Here is a 16,616-nt window from a genome sequence, read left to right on the forward strand (position 1 = left end):
TCTCGCCGCGGCCAGGCGGAGTGCTCGAGGACGCGGGTTAAGCCTCCACGGCGCCGGCTCGTCATGCCAGGCCTGGCTGCACTTGGCTGCCGATAGCTCCGGCGCCCGGGAGCGGGGCCGTCTACTGCGCCGCTTCGCCGTCTGCTACGCCACTTCGGGGTTAACAACGCCGGTTAACCGTCTGCTGAAGGCCCCTGGGGTATACAGCAGAGCGTTAAGTAGCGTTGTTAACGCCCAGCCGGCGCACCAGACACCCCACCCCACGTCACCCCACCCCATGCCATATCCCAGGACATCGGCAGCACTCCTGCCGCAGCCCGAGACAACCACCACACCCCCAAACCGGAAGAACCGATAATCGGGGCCCGGTGAGGAGTCGAGCGGCTTAGGCGCCGGGAATGACTCCGGGAATGAGCATGGTTGTGCTCTGACGGCGCTGTGCCAAGGGGCGATCGCAGGTGACCAGTAGCCCGCCATGGGAGTGGGCCAACTCAGCCAGGTATGTGTCCGTGACTTGTTTGTGCCCATGAACGTCATTCATGTCGATGTCCGCATACGATGCGTCGTCCGGCCAAAAGGCCCATTGTTCCAGCAAATGGAGATGGTTCAAGGCGGCTTGTGATGTCTTTATGGAGTAACCGCAGCGGACCATGTACCGGCAATAGGCCCCCTCGGTGATGGGGCTGAGCACGAACACCGCCTCATCCGGGCAGGACACCAGCCAGGCGCGAGCCGGATCGTGGTGTTCGTGCTCCGGAACCAGCAAAGCTACGAGGACATTGGCGTCCAAGAGATACGTAGTCATTCGGAATCCGCCAGAAAGGCATCAACATCTGCCGCGGTGACCCGATGTCCAACATGCATGACCGGAAGATTGGTCTCGGGATCGATCTCTAGGGGCGTCTCGGGCTCGAGTTGTTCTAAACCGCGACGCGTCAGATCCGCCACCAGCGAGGATATGGAAGTCTTCCTTTCCTCGGCGAGCCGTTTGATCTGGCTGTGTACGGCGGGTGGCAGATCGACGGTAGTGCGCATGACTGCATCATACAGTGATGTGTTATGAGTGCACCAGGTGTCTGGTGCACTCACAGCGGGCGTCGCCGTCACTCGGCATCCAGCAAGGCGCGTAGCTGCCGGGTGTATTCGGCGAAGGCCGCGCGGCCTCGAGGCGTGAGCGAGACATACGTGGCGGGCATGCGCCCGGAGAAGGTCTTGTTCTGCTCCACGTACCCCGCCTCCTCCAGCCGTGACAGGTGGGTGGACAGGTTGCCCGCCGTCATGCCCAGCAGCTGGCGCAGACGGGGGAAGACCAGGGCGTCTCCCTGGGGGACCGCGGCCAGGGTGGCCATGATCCGCAGGCGGGACTGGGCGTGAATGACCGGGTCGAGCGGTTCGCTGGTGGGCATCGTCAGTCCCGCACGGCTGCGCTCTGACGGCGGCCGAGGAGCGCCGTCAGGATCCCTGCCGCCAGGAGGCCACCTCCGCCGGCCAGGGCCATGATGGCCCACAGCGCGTGTCCGCCGACGACGGTGGCCGCTGTGGTGACTACCAGTATCCAGCCGCCGGTGACGGCCATCGTGGTCTCCTCCCAGATGGCGGCTCCGGCGAGGAACAGTACCCCGACCACCAGGCACGGCAGGGCGTTGGCGACGATTGAGCCCACATTCGCCGCCTGGGCGGTCCCCAGTTCGTTGAGGAATGCTCCCAGCCTGGCGGTGGTGGTGAAGGCCAGGATCATGCCGCCCGCCCAGGCCAGTCCGTACAGCATGCCGATCCAGGAGGTGCGGCCGCGCAGTCCGCGTGAGCGTCGGGCGATGTATACGCAGGTGAAGACGGCGGCGGCCGCCAGGCAGCCCATGAAGGCTAGCCAGGAATTGCGGGGGAGTTCATAATCGCCGCCCACGCTGAGACCGCAGACGCCGTACCCGATCAGCCAGGCCAGGCCCCAGGCGAGGTAGAGCGGGGCGGAGTGGACCTCCATGTGCCGTAGGTAGGCGGTTTGCTGCTCGCTGATGGTGGCGAGTGCGGCGGCGGGCTCGAGTCCGCCGTCTGCGTTGTTGGGGGAAACCGGTGTCGGGTCCATGACTGCTCCTTAAGTAGAACAAAGTGGTTGGCCACGCAAACCGCTGCTTTAAGTGTACACGAACTAGTTTGTGACGCAAACCCATGGTGCTCGGTCTGTTTTCATCGGTTGCGGCGCTCGTCGGGTGCGGCTCCGCCTCGACGCGGGCCGTGCCGGCACTTGGCCTCGGCCGGTTGACTCCCGTGGCGGCGGGTCTTCGACTTGGCCCCGCGCCGTCAGCACGTAAGATCGGCCCCGTGCTTCAGACCATGTCCAAGGCCTTCATCCGAACCCTGCGCGAGGACCCCGCCGACGCGGAGGTAGACAGCCACAAGCTGCTGGTGCGCGCCGGCTACATCCGCCGTACCGCCCCGGGCGTCTACACCTGGTTGCCGCTCGGCCTGCGCACCCTGCGCAAGATCGAGGCGATCGTCCGCGAGGAGATGGACACCATCTCCCAGGAGGTGCTCTTCCCGGCACTGCTGCCCGCGGAGCCCTACAAGGCCACCGGCCGCTGGGACGACTACGGGCCCACCCTGTTCAAGCTGACCGACCGCAAGGACGCGGACTACCTGCTGGCACCCACGCACGAGGAGATGTTCACCCTCCTGGTCAAGGACCTGTACTCCTCGTACAAGGACCTGCCGGTGTCCATCTACCAGATCCAGACGAAGTACCGTGACGAGGCCCGCCCGCGCGCCGGCGTCATCCGCGGCCGCGAGTTCGTCATGAAGGACTCCTACTCCTTCGACATCGACGACGCCGGCCTGGAGGCCTCCTACCAGGCGCACCGCGCCGTCTACCAGCGGATCTTCAAGCGGCTGGGCCTGGAGTACGTGATCGTCAACGCCATGAGCGGTGCCATGGGCGGCTCCCACTCCGAGGAGTTTCTGCATCCCTCGCCCATCGGTGAGGACACCTTCGTGCGTACCGACGGCGGCTACGCGGCCAACGCGGAGGCGGTTACCACGCCGGTGCCCGCGGACGTGGACGCCTCCGGGGTCGGTCCCGCCCATGAGGTGGATACGCCCGACACCCCCACCATCGAAACCCTGGTCGACTTCGTCAATGCTGAACACCCACGCGCCGACGGGCGCGCCTGGACCGCCGCGGACACGCTCAAGAACGTCGTCGTAGCCCTGACTCACCCCGGCGGTGAGCGGGAGCTGCTGGTCGTCGGTATTCCCGGGGACCGCGACGTCGACATGCGGCGCCTGGAGGCCGCCGTCGCCCCCGCCGAGGTGGAGATGGCCACCGACTCCGACTTCGCCGCCCACCCCGAGCTGGTGCGCGGCTACATCGGCCCCGCCGTCATCGGCCCCAATTCGCCGAAGCGCCGCGTGGAGCGGGACGCGGAGGGCAATGAGGTGCTCACCGGCTCGGTGCGTTACCTGCTGGACCCGCGGGTGGTGCCCGGCACCGCCTGGGTCACCGGTGCCAACGCCCCCCAGCGGCACGTGCTCGACCTGGTGGCCGGCCGCGACTTCACCGCCGATGGCACCATCGAGGCCGCCGAGGTGCGTGAGGGCGACCCCGCCCCCGACGGCTCCGGCCCCCTGCACCTGGCCCGCGGCATCGAGCTCGGGCACATCTTCGCCCTGGGACGCAAGTACGCGCGCGCCCTGGACCTGACCGTGCTGGATGAGAACGGCAAGTCCCGCATCGTCACCATGGGCTCCTACGGCATCGGCGTCACCCGCGCCCTGGCGGCCGTGGCCGAGTCCAACCACGACGAGCAGGGCCTGGCCTGGCCCATCCAGGTTGCCCCCTACCAGGTGCAGGTCCTGGCCACCGGCAAGGACGACGCCGTCTTCGAGGCCGCCGCATCCCTCGCCGCCGCGCTGGACGGGGCCGGGGTGGAGGTCCTGTACGACGACCGCCGCAGGGTCAGCGCCGGCGTGAAGTTCAAGGACGCCGAGCTGCTCGGCATGCCCTTCATCGTGGTGGTCGGGCGCGACCTGGCCAAGAACGGCACCGTGGAGATCCGCGACCGCCGCAGCGGCGAGCGGGTTTCCGTGCCGGTGGCGCAGGCCGCCGACCGCGTGCGCGAACTGGTGCAGGCGGCGCTGGCCGGGGACGATGCCGCCCGCCCATAGCGGGGCGATCCGCCCGCCGCGCCCGCTGTCCGATTGGACTCTGACGGCGAACTTGCGCGGCTATCAGGTGGACATGCTGCGCGCCGTGGATCCCGTCGACGGCGCGCGTCTGCACCTGGTGGCGCCACCGGGATCCGGCAAGACACTGATTGGCCTGGCCCTCGCGCGCGCCAACGGGCGGCGGGCTCTCGTACTGACCCCCACCACCCTGATCCGTCAGCAGTGGTGTGAGCAGGCCAGGGGGCACTTACGCGACGTCAACGGCCGCCCGCCACGCGTGCGCGACCATGTGAGCGACGGCGAAGATGCATCCCAAGACGACTACGGCTCCACGGTCCCCGCAGACCTGACGGTACTGACCTACCAGTCCCTGGCCGTGGTCGACACCGCCGCGCCCTGGCGGGCGGCCGCTCGAGAGCGCTGGCTCGAGGAACTCGCTGACTCCGGACAGGCTCCGGGCGGCGCCGAGGCGTGGCTGGAGGACCTGGCCGCGAAGAACCCTGCGGCCTACCGCTCCGGCATCTCCCGTCGAGCCTCCGCCGTTCGCGCCTCGCTGGCCTCGCTGGACGCCGATCACCTGGCCTCCCTGCTGCATCCGACGGCCCGGGCTCGGATCGACGCGCTGGTGAAGGCGGGCGTGGCCACCGTCGTCGTCGATGAATGTCACCATCTGCGCGCCCACTGGGCGGCCGTCATCCATTACCTGCTGGCCCGTCTCGACTCGGTCGGCGCCCGTCCCACCCTTATCGGGCTCACCGCCACGCTCCCGTCTGTGGAGGATCGTTCCCGCAGCCGGTACCAAGCGCTGCTGGGCGAGGTCGACTACGAGATCCCGGTTCCCGCCGTAGTTCGTGCCGGCTGTCTCGCACCGAGCCGCAGCCTGGTGCGCTTCACCCTCCCGGATCAACAGGAACGGGCATTCCTGGCCGACGCCGGTGCCGAGTTGGACCATCGCCTCGATGAGCTCCTGCTGGCCCCGGACGGTGTGGACTTCCTGGTGCACACCGTGGCGCCTCCCGTGGATGATCTGCCCGAGCCGACGGCCACCGACGACGACGCCCTCACCGTCCGCCTGGTAGCCGGCTTTGACGCCGATCCGCAGGCCGCTATCGCGGCCGGAGCACTGCTGCGCGACCGCCTGGGCGAATATGTCCCCACCGAGCAGACGACGGCGCTGGTGCCTCTCCTGCCGGCCACCCGCGTGCTGGACGTGGTCGAGAACCTGGAACTGCTCGGCCGGTACGCGTTGACCCGGCTGCTGCCCGTCCCGGGGCGCCGCCGTCAGTGGCAGGATGTCAAGGAGCTGTTGGCCGGCTACGGCTACCGGCTCACCGACTCCGGACTGCGTCCCGGCCGCTCGCCACAGGACGCGATATGCGCGGCATCCAGGGCGAAGGATGTAGCCGTCGTGGACATCCTGCACGCCGAACACGCTTGCCTCGGGGACAGGCTGCGCGCCGTGGTGGTCACCGATGCGGCCGAGCGCTCGGCCGCCCACCGCGCTCTGGACGTCCTCGGACCGCCCACCGGCTCGGAGGAACGGGCCTCACGCGGCGGTGCATTGCGCTGTTACATGACGATCCTGGCCGACGCCCTGGTGCGTGAACTGCACCCCGTGCTTCTGACCGGCCGACACTTGCAACTCGCCTCGGCCGACCACGAGCTGCTCGACCGTTTGCGTGCCGACACCGGATTGGAACTGCCCGCAATCGACGACGGCTGGACTCTGCGCGTGCAGGGCGTGGGTGCTGGCACCGCTCGACTCGTGCGCGCCGTGAGCACGCTGATGGACCGGGGAGCCGTGCAGCTCGTCGTCGGCACCCGCGGCCTGTTGGGGGAGGGGTGGGACTGCCCGGCCGTTAACACCCTGATCGACTTGACCACCGTGACCACCGCCACTTCCGTTCAGCAGCTGCGCGGGCGCACGCTGCGGCTCGACTCCGCCTGGCCCGACAAGACCGCCCACAACTGGTCCGTCACCTGCCTGCTGCCCCGCCGGGCGGGAGCGGGCCCCGGAGGCGACCTGGACCGGCTCCGGCGACGCCACGAATACCTGTGGAGTGCCGTCCCCGATCCCGAGGCCGGTACCGCCGCCATTCGCACCGGGCTGGACGCCGCCCTGGAACCGCACCAGTGCCGCCTGCTCGGCGCCGTCGCGGGCGGCGCAGATGCCGACATTGTCGGTGCCCTCAATGCCGCGACGGTGCTCGGCCCCCGCGAGTGGGAGCGACGTGCCTGGAGCACCCCGCCGTCCGCCACCGTCGCAGAGGAGCGCGTTTCGGCACTCGAGAGCCTGGGCGAGGAGGCGCAGACGGTGGTACTGACCGCCGAGGACGGGTTGCTACGGCGCGGCGATCCCGCCGAGCTGTGGTACGGCGCAGCGTGTAGCGTCCTGGCCGGACTCATCGCCGCCGGTCGCATTGACGCCGATGCCGGTATCGGGGCCCTCAGCCTGACGGAGGCCGGCGCGTCGCGCATCGCCTTCACCGGCGGGGCCGCCGCCGACCGCAGACTGGCAGCGGACACCCTCGTCGAACTGGTATCCGCACCGAAGCACCGTCCACGGTTCGTGCTCGAGGTGCCCCGCTGGACCCTGCGCGTGACCACCCCGCCCGGGAGGCTGCGACGACTGCTCGCCCGCGGCCTGGACGCCCTGGACCGGGTACGTGGACGCGACCGCCTGTACCTGGCGGTACCGCGCACCCTGGGGCGATCCCGACGGGTGGTCACGGCCTTCGTCGAGTCCTGGAGTTTGCAGACCGGTCCTTGTCGCCTGCGCCTGGTGCGTGAAGAGGGGGACCTGCACGCCCTGGTCGCGGCGCGGGGACCACTGGGCGCCGGCGAACTGGTGCATGCCGTGCGTGAACGCGCCTGGATCGATGCTCCGCCCCCTCAGGCGGAGTAGCCGGGCAGCGGGTCGTCCGCGGCGGCGCCCCACGCGCGGGCACGCTCCGCCGCATACAGGGCCGCGTCGATCGCCGCCTCGGTGGCCTCGCCGCCCGCCGGGGCGACCTGCGCCAGTTCCGTCTCCTCCACCCGCAGCCACGCCTGCCGCGCCCAAGTGACGTCCAGGGAGGTGGCGGAGTCCGCCGCCTGCGTCGGGGCGGCGTAGGCCGCCAGCCGCGTGTCCTCCCCGCCCAGCGCCAGCGACGCGCTGATGACCGCCTTGGTGTAGACCACGTCCGCCTCGGCACGGGTGCGGGCCTCGTCACTCGAACGCGCGGCCACCTCCTCCAGCGCATAGCGGGTCGCGTCGTAGGCGGCCAGCAGCACGCCGGGCAGCGCCTCGGCCAGGGCCGAGGCGTCACGGCCGCTCACCTCCACCGCATCCGCATTGAGCGTGCGCGCCTGAAGCGACCACGCCACCGCCAGGGCGGCGTACAGCCGTGCCGTCGCGGCATCCTCGCAGGCGGCCGCCGCCGCACGCGCCTGCCCCAACCCGTCGGTCAGGGCGGAGACCAGGTCGTCGACGTCGGCATCCGCGGCGGCCGACGGCGCAGGGGAGACCGTCTCATAGGTGGTGGGCACCGGCGTCGCCCACGGGTCCCACACCCCGCCCAGGGCCTCCAACTGGGTCCGAGCCGCCACGGCGATCGCATCCGCCTGGGCGGACTGCTGCCCGCCCGAGCGGGCGACCACGTCCGCCGTTGAGCCGATCAGCGTCGTCTGTCGGGCCAGCGCGTCCCGCATCGCCTCCTGAGCGGGCACCGTCGGCAGCGAGGCGGGCGAACCCTCACCCAGGCGCACCCCACAGGCGGCGGTCGCGGCCACCGCCGCCGCCAGCGCTCCCGCCCGGCGCAGCAGCACCCGGCGGGGGAGCGCGCCCACCGGAGCCGATCCGGGCCGGTGTGAACCGCCGGCGTGGGCGGCACGGCATGCGGCAGGCTCTGGGGAGGGCGCGGCGGAATCGGTGGCGGGCGTCGGTGTCACGTGGTCATCCTCGCATGGGCGGGTAGCATGGTGGCGATCAACCGATCCGACTTGAAGAACTCAGACACAATCCGCCCCCACCGGGCCCATTACGGGAGGAACCTCCATATGACCGACGCGTCCGCCCGGAGCCAGGAGCAAAGCCTGCATCAGCTACTCGCCCCCGTCGTCGAGCAGACCGGGCTCTTCCTGGAGGACGTGCGCCTGGCGCGGGCCGGCAAGTACACCACGCTGCGCGTGGTCGTCGACCTTCCCGACGGACCCGGCGACCTCGACCTGGACACCCTCGGCGAGGCCACCCGCGCGATCTCCGACGCCGTCGACGCCGCCGACCCGGTCGCAGGCCAGTACACGTTGGAGGTGTCGACCCCCGGCGCCGAGCGGGAACTGCACACACCCCGCCACTTCCGCCGCGCCGTCGGCCACCGCGCGGTAGTCACCACCGCCGAGGAACAGGCCCTGGAGGGCGAGGTCACCGCCGCCGACGCCGACACCGTCACCCTCACCGTCGACGACTCGCCCCGCACCATCGCGCTCGCGGACATCGCCACCGCCCGTATGGTCGTGAGCATGTAAGCGGCCCCAGCCCCGCCCCGGCGCCCCGCCCGGACCCAGCCGGCGACGCCGACCGCACCCAGACGAGACAAAGGAATTAGGAATCATGGACATCAACATGCCGGAGCTGCGCGGCGCAGCCGACGAGCTGGGCATCGACCTGGACAATCTGCTGCCCGCCATTGAGGACGCCATCCTGGGCGCATACAGCAAGGTCCCCGGCGCCATCCGCGGCGCCCACGTGGAGATCGACCGCAAGACCGGGCACATGACCGTACTCGCCCCGGAGGTCGACGAGAACGACGAGCCCACCGGCGAGTACTTCGACGACACCCCCGACGACTTCGGCCGCATCGCCCAGGCCACCGCCCGCTCGGTGATCGTGCAGCGCATCCAGGACCGGCGCGACTTCGAGGTCCTGGGCGCCTTCAAGGACAAGGCCGGCGAACTCATCTCCGGAACCGTCGAGCAGGGCCGCGACCCGCGCCTGGTCTACGTGCGCCTGGACGACGAGCACGAGGGCATCATGCCGCCGCACGAGCAGGTGCCCGGTGAGCGCTACCGGCACGGCGACCGCATCCGCGCCTACGTCACCGAGGTGTCCCGTGGGCCCAAGGGAGCCCAGATCATCCTCTCGCGCACCCACCCGGGCATGGTGCGGGGACTGTTCGAGCGCGAGGTCCCGGAGATCGCCTCCGGTGACGTGCAGATCGTCTCGGTCGCCCGCGAGGCCGGGCACCGCACCAAGGTCGCGGTCAGCGCGCGGGTGCGCGGCGTGAACGCCAAGGGCGCCTGTATCGGCCCGATGGGGCAGCGAGTGCGCGCGGTCATGGCCGAGCTGGGCGGGGAGAAGATCGACATCGTCGACTACTCCGAAGACCCGGCCCGCTTCGTCGCCAACGCCCTGTCGCCCGCGCGCGTCTCCTCCGTCACCGTGCTCGACGCCGAGGAGCGCTCCGCCCGCGCCATCGTCCCCGACTTCCAGCTGTCGCTGGCGATCGGCAAGGAGGGGCAGAACGCTCGCCTGGCGGCCCGGCTGACGGGCTGGAAGATCGACATTCACGCCGACACCGAGTCCGGTGAGGTGACTCCCGGCCACGACTCCCGTGCCGACGACGTGACTGGTCCCTCAGCGCCCGGCGCTGAGGACTGACGCCCAACCCGGTTACACTTGCTTTCGGCCTGCCTACGGGCAAGCGTCGGGCCCCGGCTCGGCGCTCCGCGGCGGGCAGTCGACAGCGAGCGGAAGGACGCGGCCAGCCGGTGGTCAAAACCCCCCACGTGCCCGAACGCACCTGTATCGGCTGCCGCGGCAAGGCCCCCAGGGCGCAGTTGCTGCGCCTGACCCTGACGGACAGTGGCGAGCTGGCCGTCGACGCCCGGGCAATCCGGCCCGGACGCGGCGCCTGGATCCACCCGGACCCGGAATGCGTCAATCTCGCTGAGCGCAGGCGCGCCTTTGCGCGTGCCCTGCGCATGAGCGGGTCACCCGATGTGGCCCCCGTGCGCGACTGGATCGGCCTTCACGGGGCGGATCACGGCCGCGCGTACACGCCGTCCCCGACCGGGGTCGGCACGACCGATAGCAAAGGCGGGTAGGAAGCTGATGGGCACCCGATGAGTACCCGGCGATGAGCTGCCTCTACTAGCACCCACCCTGTTCGGGGTGGGGAACCGGACAGGAGAAAAGTGGCAAAACCACGCGTTCATGAGCTCGCGAAGGAGCTCGACCCCACTGGCAAGAAGATCACCTCCAAGGTGATTCTGGCCTGGCTCAAGGATCAGGGAGAGTTCGTCAAGGCGGCGTCCTCCACCGTTGAGCCCCCCGTTGCGCGCCGGGTCCGCGAGCATTTCGCCGCGCAGGGCGGCGAGTCCAAGACCCCCAAGCCGACCGCCCCCAAGGGGGCCGCGTCGGCACCCAAGCCGGCGGCGCCCAAGCCGACCGGCCCGAGGCCGTCGGGGGCCGCCCCGAAGCCGGCCCCCGCCGCGCCCAAGCCGGCTGCGACCTCGGCCGCACCGACACCGAAGCAGACGTCCTCCGCGCCCAAGCCCGCGGCGCCCAAGCCCGCGCATCCGGCTCCTGGGCCCCGGCCGGCGCACCCGACGTCGACCCCGGGCGCCGAGGGGACTGCCCACCCGGCCGCGCCGACTCCGGGCCCCCGCCCGAGCGCACCCACGCCCGGCCCCCGCCCGGGCGGCCCGCGTCCGGGCAACAACCCGTACGCCACCTCCCAGGGCATGCCCCGTCCCGGCGGCTCCCGTGGCCGCGGCAAGGGCGGCCGTTCCGGCGGCCCGCGTCCCGGCAACAACCCGTACGCCACCTCCCAGGGCATGCCCCGCCCCGGCGGTTCGGGTGGTCCGCGTCCGCAGGGTGGACGCCCCGGTCAGGGCGGTCCACGTCCGGGACCGCGTCCCGGCGGTAGTGGCGGCCCGCGCCCCGGCGGTTCGGGTGGTCCGCGTCCACAGGGCGCGCGCTCGGGTCAGGGTGGCCCGCGTCCGGGCCCGCGTTCCGGTGGTCCGCGCCCCAACCCGGGCATGATGCCGGGCCGCTCCTCGGTGGGGCGTCCCGGTGCGCCGTCCCGCGGCGGTCAGGGCGGCCGTGGTGGTCGTCCCGGCTCCGGCGGTCGCGGAGGTTCCGGCGGCGGCGGTCCCCGTGGCGGCTTCGGCGGCCCCCGTGGCGGCCGTGGCGGTCGTGGCTCCACCCAGGGCGCCTTCGGGCGCGGTGGTGGTGCCCCGCGGGGCCGTAAGTCGCGTCGGGCCAAGCGCCAGGAATTCGAACAGCAGAGTGCGCCGACGATCGGCGGCGTCGTCGTCCCCCGCGGCGACGGCTCCACCCCGGTGCGTGTGCGCCAGGGCGCCACGCTGACCGACCTGGCGGAGAAGATCAACGCCAACCCGGCGGCGCTGGTGACCGTCCTGTTCCACCTCGGGGAGATGGCCACGGCCACCCAGTCGCTGGACGAGGACACCTTCGCCCTGCTGGGGGCCGAACTGGGCTACGACGTCCAGATCGTCTCGCCCGAGGACGAGGACCGTGAGCTGCTGGAGTCCTTCGACATTGACCTGGAGGCCGAGGAGGCCGGCGAGGACGACGCCGAACTGCTGCCGCGCCCGCCGGTGGTCACGGTCATGGGCCACGTCGACCACGGTAAGACCAAGCTGCTGGACGCCATCCGCTCCACCGACGTGGTCGCCGGCGAGGCCGGCGGCATCACCCAGTCCATCGGCGCCTACCAGGTGCGGGTGCACCTGGGTGATGAGACCCGACCGATCACCTTCATCGACACCCCCGGTCACGAGGCCTTCACGGCCATGCGTGCCCGCGGTGCCGAGGTGACGGACATCGCCATCCTGGTGGTCGCCGCCGACGACGGCGTCATGCCGCAGACGGTGGAGGCCCTCAACCACGCCCAGGCGGCCGGTGTGCCGATCGTCGTGGCCGTCAACAAGATCGACAAGGAGGGCGCCAACCCGGAGAAGATCCGCGGCCAGCTCACCGAGTACGGTCTGGTGCCCGAGGAGTACGGCGGCGACACCATGTTCGTCGACATCTCCGCCAAGCAGCGCACCAACATCGACGGCCTGCTGGAGGCGGTCCTGCTGACCGCCGACGCCGCCCTCGACCTGCGCGCCAACCCGAACACGGACGCCCGCGGCGTCACCGTGGAGGCGAAGCTGGACCGGGGCCGCGGTGCCGTCGCCACCGTGCTGGTCCAGCGCGGCACCCTGCACGTCGGCGACCCAATCGTCGCCGGCAGCGCCTATGGGCGCGTGCGCGCCATGTTCGACGAGTACGGCAACCCGTTGGAGGAGGCCGGCCCGGCCCGGCCCGCCCAGGTGCTGGGGCTGACCAACGTGCCCAGCGCGGGCGACTCCTTCATCGTCGCTCCCGACGACCGCACGGCCCGGCAGATCGCCGACCGACGTGAGGCCGCCGGGCGCGCCGCGGAGTTGGCCAAGCGCCGCAAGCGCGTCTCCCTGGAGAACCTCACCGATGTCCTCAAGGAGGGCAAGGTCGATACCCTCAACCTCATCCTCAAGGGCGACAGCTCGGGTGCGGTCGAGGCGCTGGAGGACTCGCTGCTCAAGATCGACGTCGGCGACGAGGTGGCCCTGCGGGTCATCCACCGCGGCGTCGGCGCCGTCACTCAGAACGACGTCAACCTGGCCACGGTGGACTCCGCCGTCATCATCGGCTTCAACGTGCGCCCCGCCGTGCGTGTTGCCGAGCTGGCCGACCGCGAGGGCGTCGACATGAAGTTCTACACGGTCATCTACAACGCCATCGAGGACGTCGAAGCGGCCCTGAAGGGCATGCTCAAGCCGGTCTACGAGGAGGTCGAGTTGGGCACGGCGGAGATCCGCCAGGTCTTCCACTCCTCGAAGTTCGGTTCGATCGCCGGTTCGATCGTCCGCTCCGGTGTCATCAAGCGCGGCGCCAAGGCCCGCCTGGTGCGCGACGGCGTCGTGGTGAACGGGGACCTCACGGTGGAGACGCTGCGCCGCGAGAAGGACGACGTCACCGAGGTCCGCGAGGGCTACGAATGCGGTATCAACCTCAGCTTCCGTGACATCGCCGAGGGCGACGTCATCGAGACCTGGGAGATGCGCGAGAAGCCCCGCGACTGACCGTCGGGACCGCCGCCGGCTAACACACCGAGACCGGCACTTGTAACGCGCCGCGACCGGTAGAAATGACGCCGGTGCCGCCGACTCCTTCGGGAGTGGTGGCACCGGCGTCATCTGGCTCCCGGACACCCGGGCTTATGACTGGGGCATTGGCGTGAGCGTGGTGTTCCGGGCCGGCGTGTCTGGGTAATTCGTGTGGGTGTGGTGCTTCAGAGCAGCGTGTCGCGGGGCGGCGGTCAAGTGTCGGGCTACTGCCGCCGGGCGGTTCGGCCCGGCCGCGTCATCCGGCCACCGATGACAAGCACGGCAAGGATGGTGGTGGAGTCTTCAACCTGCTCGGCTGAGAGCCGGGGGTAATCGGGCCTCCGTGAAGCGTTAATGCTTGCCAGGGCGCGGCCGGTGCGCCAGCTGCCACAGCAGGTCGGTGACGAACACGACCACCGCGACCCACACCAGCGCCGTCGAGACCCAGCGTGCCGGCGAGATCTCCTCGTGGAACACCGCCCAGGCGAGCAGGAACTGCATGACCGGGGTGATGTACTGGCTGAGCCCCACGATGGACAGCGGCACCCGGCGCGTGCCCGCGGCGAACAGCAGCAGCGGCGCCGCCGTCACCGGGCCCGCCAGCACCAGTCCCGCGGCCAGGCCCGCAGACGCCGTCGTCCCCTGTAGTGCGCCGTGCCCGCCGGCGTAAAGCCAGGCGAAGTAGGCCAGCGCCACCGGTGTCATGCAGCCGCTCTCCACCGTGAGTCCGGTGAGCGCGTCCACCCTCCCGCCGACGCGCTTCTTCACCAGCCCATACAGGCCGAAGGACAGCGCCAGCGACAGCGAGATCCACGGCAGTGATCCCTGCGCCACCACCAGCACGGTGATCGCCACCACCGCAACGCCGACGGCGACACCTTGGGCCCGGCGCAGCCGCTCACCCAGGAAGATCGCCGCGAGCACCACCGTTACCAGCGGGTTGATGAAGTACCCCAGGGCCGCATCCGCGGTGCGGCCGGAGTTGACCGCGTAGACGTACACCAGCCAGTTCACCGACACCAGCAGTCCGCTGGCCGCGAGCGTGCCCAGGATTCGCGGCGTCGCGACCGCCGTGCGCAGGGCAGGCCAGGAGCGGCGCAGCGCGGTCAGTCCCAGGCAGGTGGCCAGCGTCCACACCAGGCGATGCCCGATGATCTCAACGCTGCCGGCATCCTGCAGCAGGCGGAAGTACAGGGGGAACAGGCCCCACAGCAGGTAGCAGCCGAGCACCATCGCCACGCCGGAGGTGTCCCCGGTGCCGGCGGCGGTTCGCGCCGGTGCCGGCGTTGCGACGGCGGTATGAGACTCGGGAGCGGGGGAGGCGGAGTCGGTCACGTGTGGCTTTCCTGTTCGGCGGGAGGCAGTGCGCACGAGCCTGATTCGCGCGGCATGGCGCCCGCAGGAGTCGGGATGTCGGCAGGAACGTTAGCGCGCCCGGCGCCATGAACACGTGTTTGCGTCATGACCACGAGTTTTGGAGGTTTGCACGTGCCCGGCGCCTGCAAACCTCCAAGACTCGTGTATGTGAGACGAACTCGTGTATGAGACGCGGCCCGGAGCTCTGGCGATCGCGCTGGCGGTGGTGCAAAATGATCCGTCCGCCGGTTTCCGGTACACGGTGCGGGCGCCGTCAGCACAGTACTTGCAGCCGTGACCCGAACCACCAGTAGTCGATCCTTAAGGAGCCCTCATGGCCGACGCCGCCCGCGTCCGCAAGGTCGCTGACCGTATTCAACAGACCGTCGCCCGCCTCCTGCAGGGCAGGATCAAGGACCCCAGGATCGGCTTCGTCACCATCACCGACGTGCGCGTCACCGGTGACCTGCAGCAGGCGACCATCTTCTACACCGTCTACGGCACCGACGAGGAGCGAGAGGAGACGGCCGCCGCCCTGCGCTCGGCCACCGGTCTGATCCGTTCCGAGGTCGGTCGGGCGCTCGGCATTCGGCTGACCCCGTCGATTGCCTTCCAGCTTGACACGCTGCCCACGCAGGCGCAGGCCTTCGAGGACGCCCTCGCCCAGGCACGCGCCCGCGACGAACAGATTGCCCGCACCTACGCGGGCGCCACCTACGCCGGCGACGCCGACCCCTACCGCCACGACGACGAAGACGAGGGGGACGACTACGCCGCAGACAATGACGACCCGGCGCAGGCGGCAGGTGACGCGGACCAGGACGACTACGAGGCCATCGACCACGATGACTACGAACCGGCCGAAGCCGACGCCGATGAGGAGGGGACCGGGGCGTGAGCAACCCCGCAAGCCGACCCACCGGACGGCGCATCGACGTCCCCCGCGGCTCCGTCACCTCCCCGGATGGGCTGCTGGTGGTGGACAAGCCCGCCGGCATCACCAGCCACGACGTGGTCGCCATGACCCGCCGCCTGGCCGCCACCCGCAAGGTCGGCCACGCCGGCACCCTGGATCCTGCCGCCACCGGGGTGCTGCTGCTCGGCATCGGTCGGGCCACCCGGTTCCTGACCTACCTGGTCGGCGCCGACAAGACCTACCGGGCCACGGCCCGCCTGGGGCAGACCACCCTCACCGAGGACGCCGACGGCGAGCTCACGTCCGCCGCCGGCTGCCCGCCGGGCCCCGACCTGACCGCCCGGATCGACACCGCCCTGGCCTCCCTGACCGGCGAAATCATGCAGGTGCCCTCCGCGGTATCGGCCATCAAGATCGACGGCGTGCGCTCCTATGCGCGCGTGCGCGGCGGGGAGGACGTCGACCTGCCGGCTCGTCCGGTTACCATCCACGCCCTCACCCGCAGCGGAGCCCCACGGCCGACGACCGCCGCTGACGGCACCGCCGTGGTCGACGTCGACCTGGAGGTGCACTGCTCCTCGGGGACCTATGTGCGCGCCCTGGCGCGTGACCTCGGCACCGCCTTGGGCTGTGGGGCGCACCTGACCGCGCTGCGCCGCACCGAGGTGGGTCCCTTCACGGTCGCCGAGGCGGCGACCATCGCCTCCCTGTCCGCCGTCGTCGCCGCCGGGCAGACCCTGCCCGTGCTGCCCCTGGCCGCCGTGGCCCGCCGCTGCTTCCCCGCCGTCGCCCTGGACGAGGCCGAGGCGCGCGCCCTGCGCCACGGTCAGCCCCTGCCCACCGCGGTGCTCGACCGGGCACAGCCCCCGGGGCATCGGGTTGTTTCCAAGGCCGCCGCGCCGGGCGTGGCCGCCGGGTTCGACCCGGCGGGCGGGCTCGTGGCACTGTTGGCACACAAGGGCGAACACGCCCGTCCCGTGCTCGTGCTGCCGAACTGATGCGGCCGCCTCCGCGCCGCACCCGGACACCCTCAACCCAGGAGACACCT

The 16,616-nt window shown here is 70.9% G+C and carries 14 protein-coding genes; 8 read left to right on the top strand and 6 right to left on the bottom strand.

Annotated features, from left to right (window positions below; all coding sequences use genetic code 11):
* Positions 1 to 385: 385 nt before the first annotated feature.
* The 4 genes from DRB06_RS13660 to DRB06_RS13675 all read right to left on the bottom strand — a co-directional run bounded on the left by DRB06_RS13660 (position 386) and on the right by DRB06_RS13675 (position 2,083).
* Positions 386 to 805, bottom strand: coding sequence for a TA system VapC family ribonuclease toxin (locus DRB06_RS13660; protein WP_108967758.1), 420 nt, complete (start codon positions 803 to 805; stop codon positions 386 to 388).
* Positions 802 to 1,035 (bottom strand): CopG family transcriptional regulator, encoded by a 234-nt coding sequence (locus DRB06_RS13665; protein ID WP_108967754.1) that lies wholly within the window; start codon positions 1,033 to 1,035, stop codon positions 802 to 804. The genes DRB06_RS13660 and DRB06_RS13665 overlap by 4 nt, the downstream gene beginning before the upstream one ends.
* Before the next feature lie 68 nt (positions 1,036 to 1,103).
* Entirely contained in the window at positions 1,104 to 1,406 is a 303-nt protein-coding gene (locus tag DRB06_RS13670) for a transcriptional regulator (RefSeq protein WP_108967750.1), read from the bottom strand.
* A gap of 2 nt (positions 1,407 to 1,408) precedes the next feature.
* Positions 1,409 to 2,083 carry a hypothetical protein gene (locus DRB06_RS13675; protein ID WP_073332987.1) on the bottom strand — a complete coding sequence of 225 codons (675 nt, stop codon included), beginning with the start codon at positions 2,081 to 2,083 and terminating at the stop codon, positions 1,409 to 1,411.
* Between the two features lie 236 nt (positions 2,084 to 2,319).
* Between DRB06_RS13675 and DRB06_RS13680 the strand changes: the two genes are divergently transcribed.
* Together DRB06_RS13680 and DRB06_RS13685 are read left to right on the top strand one after the other, a co-directional pair.
* Positions 2,320 to 4,158: a proline--tRNA ligase gene (locus DRB06_RS13680; protein WP_111820245.1), complete on the top strand. Its 1,839-nt coding sequence runs from the start codon at positions 2,320 to 2,322 to the stop codon at positions 4,156 to 4,158.
* Complete coding sequence (locus DRB06_RS13685; RefSeq protein WP_111820246.1) at positions 4,142 to 7,063, top strand: DEAD/DEAH box helicase family protein; 2,922 nt, start codon at positions 4,142 to 4,144, stop codon at positions 7,061 to 7,063. Before DRB06_RS13680 ends, DRB06_RS13685 begins: the two co-directional genes overlap by 17 nt.
* Here DRB06_RS13685 and DRB06_RS13690 read toward each other — a convergent pair.
* Positions 7,051 to 8,088 (bottom strand): hypothetical protein, encoded by a 1,038-nt coding sequence (locus DRB06_RS13690; RefSeq protein WP_111820247.1) that lies wholly within the window; start codon positions 8,086 to 8,088, stop codon positions 7,051 to 7,053. The two genes, DRB06_RS13685 and DRB06_RS13690, sit on opposite strands and share 13 nt — an antisense overlap.
* A gap of 108 nt (positions 8,089 to 8,196) precedes the next feature.
* Between DRB06_RS13690 and rimP the strand changes: the two genes are divergently transcribed.
* From rimP to infB, 4 genes are all read left to right on the top strand, one after another.
* Positions 8,197 to 8,664 carry a ribosome maturation factor RimP gene (gene rimP, locus DRB06_RS13695; protein ID WP_073332997.1) on the top strand — a complete coding sequence of 156 codons (468 nt, stop codon included), beginning with the start codon at positions 8,197 to 8,199 and terminating at the stop codon, positions 8,662 to 8,664.
* Positions 8,665 to 8,749: 85 nt separating this feature from the next.
* Positions 8,750 to 9,796 carry a transcription termination factor NusA gene (gene nusA / locus DRB06_RS13700; protein ID WP_073332999.1) on the top strand — a complete coding sequence of 349 codons (1,047 nt, stop codon included), beginning with the start codon at positions 8,750 to 8,752 and terminating at the stop codon, positions 9,794 to 9,796.
* Positions 9,797 to 9,924: 128 nt separating this feature from the next.
* The gene (locus tag DRB06_RS13705) at positions 9,925 to 10,242 is read left to right on the top strand and encodes a YlxR family protein (RefSeq protein ID WP_234415877.1); all 318 of its coding nucleotides are present in this window, start codon (positions 9,925 to 9,927) and stop codon (positions 10,240 to 10,242) included.
* 90 nt (positions 10,243 to 10,332) lie between these two features.
* The gene (gene infB, locus DRB06_RS13710; protein ID WP_108967730.1) at positions 10,333 to 13,272 is read left to right on the top strand and encodes a translation initiation factor IF-2; all 2,940 of its coding nucleotides are present in this window, start codon (positions 10,333 to 10,335) and stop codon (positions 13,270 to 13,272) included.
* 375 nt (positions 13,273 to 13,647) lie between these two features.
* Here infB and rarD read toward each other — a convergent pair whose 3' ends face one another.
* Positions 13,648 to 14,631: an EamA family transporter RarD gene (gene rarD / locus DRB06_RS13715; protein ID WP_258522273.1), complete on the bottom strand. Its 984-nt coding sequence runs from the start codon at positions 14,629 to 14,631 to the stop codon at positions 13,648 to 13,650.
* A gap of 355 nt (positions 14,632 to 14,986) precedes the next feature.
* Between rarD and rbfA the strand changes: the two genes are divergently transcribed.
* Entirely contained in the window at positions 14,987 to 15,550 is a 564-nt protein-coding gene (rbfA, locus tag DRB06_RS13720; RefSeq protein ID WP_083565918.1) for a 30S ribosome-binding factor RbfA, read from the top strand.
* Positions 15,547 to 16,566 carry a tRNA pseudouridine(55) synthase TruB gene (gene truB / locus DRB06_RS13725; protein WP_108967726.1) on the top strand — a complete coding sequence of 340 codons (1,020 nt, stop codon included), beginning with the start codon at positions 15,547 to 15,549 and terminating at the stop codon, positions 16,564 to 16,566. Before rbfA ends, truB begins: the two co-directional genes overlap by 4 nt.
* Positions 16,567 to 16,616 lie beyond the last annotated feature (50 nt).

The organism is Actinomyces sp. Z5 (assembly GCF_003287795.1).
Classification (GTDB): domain Bacteria; phylum Actinomycetota; class Actinomycetes; order Actinomycetales; family Actinomycetaceae; genus Actinomyces; species Actinomyces glycerinitolerans.

Coding starts and splice junctions, on each gene's coding strand:
- DRB06_RS13660 (WP_108967758.1), bottom strand. CDS start 805: ATGACTACGTATCTCTTGGACGCCAATGTCCTCGTAGCTTTGCTGGTT.
- DRB06_RS13665 (WP_108967754.1), bottom strand. CDS start 1,035: ATGCGCACTACCGTCGATCTGCCACCCGCCGTACACAGCCAGATCAAA.
- DRB06_RS13670 (WP_108967750.1), bottom strand. CDS start 1,406: ATGCCCACCAGCGAACCGCTCGACCCGGTCATTCACGCCCAGTCCCGC.
- DRB06_RS13675 (WP_073332987.1), bottom strand. CDS start 2,083: ATGGACCCGACACCGGTTTCCCCCAACAACGCAGACGGCGGACTCGAG.
- DRB06_RS13685 (WP_111820246.1), top strand. CDS start 4,142: ATGCCGCCCGCCCATAGCGGGGCGATCCGCCCGCCGCGCCCGCTGTCC.
- rimP (WP_073332997.1), top strand. CDS start 8,197: ATGACCGACGCGTCCGCCCGGAGCCAGGAGCAAAGCCTGCATCAGCTA.
- nusA (WP_073332999.1), top strand. CDS start 8,750: ATGGACATCAACATGCCGGAGCTGCGCGGCGCAGCCGACGAGCTGGGC.
- rbfA (WP_083565918.1), top strand. CDS start 14,987: ATGGCCGACGCCGCCCGCGTCCGCAAGGTCGCTGACCGTATTCAACAG.